Origin of the sequence: Streptomyces thermospinosisporus (assembly GCF_039526425.1) — a bacterium.
Taxonomy (GTDB): Bacteria; Actinomycetota; Actinomycetes; order Streptomycetales; family Streptomycetaceae; genus Streptomyces; species Streptomyces thermocarboxydovorans.
Genome location: NZ_BAAAIZ010000056.1, coordinates 42,408 through 45,961 on the forward strand (window position 1 = coordinate 42,408; position 3,554 = coordinate 45,961).

At 73.2% G+C, this 3,554-nt stretch carries 5 protein-coding genes; 1 reads left to right on the plus strand and 4 read right to left on the minus strand.

The window, feature by feature from the left end; genetic code table 11:
- Positions 1–18 precede the first annotated feature (18 nt).
- The 4 genes from ABD207_RS19500 to ABD207_RS19515 form a co-directional block, all read right to left on the minus strand.
- Positions 19–300, minus strand: coding sequence for a TFIIB-type zinc ribbon-containing protein (locus tag ABD207_RS19500; RefSeq protein ID WP_344002298.1), 282 nt, complete (start codon positions 298–300; stop codon positions 19–21).
- Positions 301–380: 80 nt separating this feature from the next.
- Entirely contained in the window at positions 381–1,325 is a 945-nt protein-coding gene (locus ABD207_RS19505; RefSeq protein ID WP_425580754.1) for a phosphotransferase family protein, read from the minus strand.
- A gap of 384 nt (positions 1,326–1,709) precedes the next feature.
- Positions 1,710–1,889, minus strand: a complete 180-nt coding sequence (locus tag ABD207_RS19510) for a hypothetical protein (protein WP_344002289.1) — start codon at positions 1,887–1,889, stop codon at positions 1,710–1,712.
- A gap of 239 nt (positions 1,890–2,128) precedes the next feature.
- Positions 2,129–2,404: a hypothetical protein gene (locus tag ABD207_RS19515; RefSeq protein WP_344014382.1), complete on the minus strand. Its 276-nt coding sequence runs from the start codon at positions 2,402–2,404 to the stop codon at positions 2,129–2,131.
- Between the two features lie 195 nt (positions 2,405–2,599).
- Here ABD207_RS19515 and ABD207_RS19520 point away from each other — a divergent pair.
- Positions 2,600–3,554: serine/threonine-protein kinase (locus ABD207_RS19520; RefSeq protein WP_344014384.1), on the plus strand; the 955-nt coding region annotated here is incomplete at its 3' end.

Sequence of the window (3,554 nt, forward strand, 5' to 3'; positions counted from 1 at the left end):
CGGTCGTGTCTCAGGAGTTCAGGACGAGAACAGCATGTGCCCGAAGCTCTTGTGCCGGCGGTGGCCGTAGTGCCCGCCGTGCGGGGCGCCCCATGCGGGGGCGGCCGGGGCCTGCGGAGCGGCGGGGTACGCCTGCGGGGCGGCGGGCGGCGCGGGCTGGGACCACTGGGCCTCCAGCCGGGTCAGCGCCTCGAGCTCGCCGTAGTCGAGGAAGATCCCACGGCAGCCGCTGCACTGCTCGATCTGGACGCCGTTGCGGTTGTAGGTGTGCATCGGCGCACGACACTTCGGACACTGCATGGTTTGTTCAGCTCCTCGCCGGTCGGTCCTGCTTCGGGTATCGCCAGGACAGACTCCGTCTGGCCCCCGTCGGTTGCAGCCTAGGGGGCCGGGGCCGGTGCGGGAGGGGTCTTGGCGGAGGCGATGCGGGCGCAGGCGTCCACCACGCAGGTCTCGACGTCGTCCAGGGGCCGTGCCTCCGCCAGCGCCTTGGTGATCATGCGGGCGGCGGTCTGCACGGTGAGGGCCCGGGCCGGGGTGTCGAGGAACGGCCAGGGGTCGCCGTCGGCCGGGACGGCGGGGCCGCCGGCGTTCCGGTAAGCGGCGAGGAAGCGTGCCCACTCCTCTCCGTGCAGCAGGCCGCAGGCGAACCAGGCGGCGGGGCGGGCGAGATCCCAGGCGGGCCGGCCCACCCCGAGATCGTCCACGTCTATCAGCCGCCAACCCCCACCGCTGGGCAGGTGGACGAGCTGGCCGAGGTGGAAGTCGCCGTGGCACAGCGTGGGTGGGCCGGGCATGGGGGCCTGGGCTCTGGCCCAGGCGGGGAGCGCGGACCAGGCCCGCAGGACCGGGGCGGTGGCCGGGTGCTCCGGGGCTTCGGCTCGGAGCCGGGTGATGGCACGGGCTGCCTTGAGCGGGCCTCGCATCACGGGGAGGTTCGGTGGGGCGGGGGTGCGGTGCAGGTGGGCGAGGAGGGTGGCGGCGGGTTCCCAGGGGGCGGCGTCGGGGGTGTCCGGGTCGACGGGGATGCCGTAGGGCCAGAAGGTGACGGGGCGGCCGTGCAGGTGGGTGGGGGCGGGGGTGAGGGGGGTGACGAAGATGTCCTTGAGCTGCGTGGCCGTTTCCATCCGTGCCGTCAGCTCGCCGGGGTCGGCGTCCATTGCGTGGGCCTTTGCGACGGTGTCGCCGTGGCGGACGACTGTGCCGTCGGGACGGTCGGCGAGGGTGGCTGCGCCGCAGGGGCAGGGGGAGTCGTGCGGTGCCTGGTGAGCGACGGCGGCGGCATGGGCGGTCAGCTCGATCAGGAGGGGGTGGTCTGACGGCACGGGGCTCCCTGGGATGCGGGTCTGAGAAGGAGCGTACGGGGGGCTGCGGGGGCGTGGGTACGGGGTGCGGTGCCGGGGTTCGTTTCCTTGAGCACCCGGGGTGGGTGCTGGCCGGGGGTGGGTTTGCGCTGGCCCCGCTGAAGGGGTGCCGCTGCGCCTGCCCGTGCCGCCCCAGGCGGCACGAATGCCCGCAGCTAGGGAGGCACGGCTACGCCGCAGGCATGGACACGCGTACCCCCGCTCGGCGGCACGGGCGCAAAGTAATGCCGGCGCAGCTCCCCAGCTGCGCCGGCATTTTTGCCGTCCGCCGCACCCCCGTCCCCACGGGGTTTCATGGGCGGGATGTTCCCCTCCCGGACCGCTCTTCCGGGTCTGGGGCGCCGCTCAGCGCCCCAGCATCTCGCCCACGGACGACGCCTGTGTGGTCACTGTCTCCCACCCGTCGAAGACGAGGAGGAGCAGGACCGCCAGGGGAAGAGCCATCAGCGTGGCCACCAGCGGGTGCCGGCGTCCCTCGCGCCGCGCCCGCACGCGGACCAGTGTCCGCGGTGCCGTGTGCGCCATGGCCCCTCTCCTGACCGCTTGTCCTACTGTCTTGCTGTCTTGCTGTCTTGCTGTCTCGCCGTTCACCGGTCTGTGCAGCGGCGGGCGTCTGACCTCGGGGGACGAGTACTGCACCCGCCGCTTGACCTCAAATCTAGGCGCCCCGCACATCCCGGGCGTCATGCCCTCGTACCGATTGCCGGGCCTCCCGGAGGATGAGCCGTCGCGCCCGCCGTACTCCCCTGGGTGGAGACGCGGTCCTACGACTCGGGGACATCCCGGAGGGGGCGCCCGGTACGCCCCGATAGCTCCCTTCCGTCCTCCCTCGGAACCGGCTGCTCCACCAGCGCCGGCACCCGGTTCGCCATGAACCGCGCCGTCCGCACCACCGTCCCGCTTCGCGTGACTTCGCTCACTTCCACCACCCCCCGGCGCACCGCCGTCTCCACCCGGCGCCCCGCCCTGCCGGCCACCACCTCGTACGTCCGCGTCGTGTCCCCCGCGTCCACGACTATCTCCACACGGTCACCTTTCACGTGATCAATCCCCCCTCCGCATCGGGTGGTTGGGATCACTCACCGCGCGAACCCGGCCTGCTCGCACGCCCCCTGACCACCCTTCAAGTCTCCCACCCACCACTGACAATCCGCCCCGCGAAGAGGGCGCGGCCTCTGCGCACCAGCGCCCGTGGAAACGTAAGCTGTGGCACGTCACAGGACCGGGCAGCGGGGATGAACATGGCGATGATGCGCCTGAGGCGCGAGGACCCGCGCGTCGTCGGCTCTTTCAGGCTTCACCGACGTCTCGGCGCGGGCGGAATGGGCGTGGTCTACCTGGGCTCCGACAAGAAGGGGCAGCGGGTCGCACTGAAGGTCATCCGGCCGGACCTCGCCGAGGACCAGGAGTTCCGTTCCCGTTTCGCCCGCGAGGTCTCCGCCGCCCGCCGTATCCGGGGCGGCTGCACGGCCCGCCTGGTGGCCGCCGACCTGGAGGCCGACCGCCCGTGGTTCGCCACCCAGTACGTCCCGGGCCCCTCCCTGCACGACAAGGTCGCCGACGAGGGCCCGCTCCCCGCCGCCGAGGTCGCGGCGATCGGCGCGGCCCTGTCGGAGGGCCTGGTCGCCGTGCACGAGGCCGGGGTGGTGCACCGGGACCTCAAGCCGTCGAACATCCTGCTCTCCCCCAAGGGCCCGCGGATCATCGACTTCGGCATCGCCTGGGCGACCGGCGCCTCCACACTCACCCACGTCGGCACCGCGGTCGGCTCCCCCGGCTTCCTCGCCCCCGAGCAGGTGCGCGGCGCCGCCGTCACCCCGGCCACCGACGTGTTCTCGCTGGGCGCCACGCTGGCGTACGCCTCGACGGGCGACTCCCCCTTCGGGCACGGCAGTTCGGAGGTGATGCTGTACCGGGTGGTGCACGAGGAGGCCCAGCTGGACGACGTGCCCGACGCGCTGGCCCCGCTGATCCGGGCCTGTCTGGCGAAGGACCCGGACGAGCGGCCGAGCACGCTCCAGCTGTCGCTGCGGCTCAAGGAGATCGCCGCGCGGGAGGCCCAGGGCCTCAGCGAGGCTCGCCCGCCGGTGCCGCGCGCCGCGGACCCCGAGCGGTCCGCCGCGCATCTCGTCGACACCTACCCGGACCGTGCGCCCAGCCGCCGTCCCGGCCCACGCGACCCCCATGACC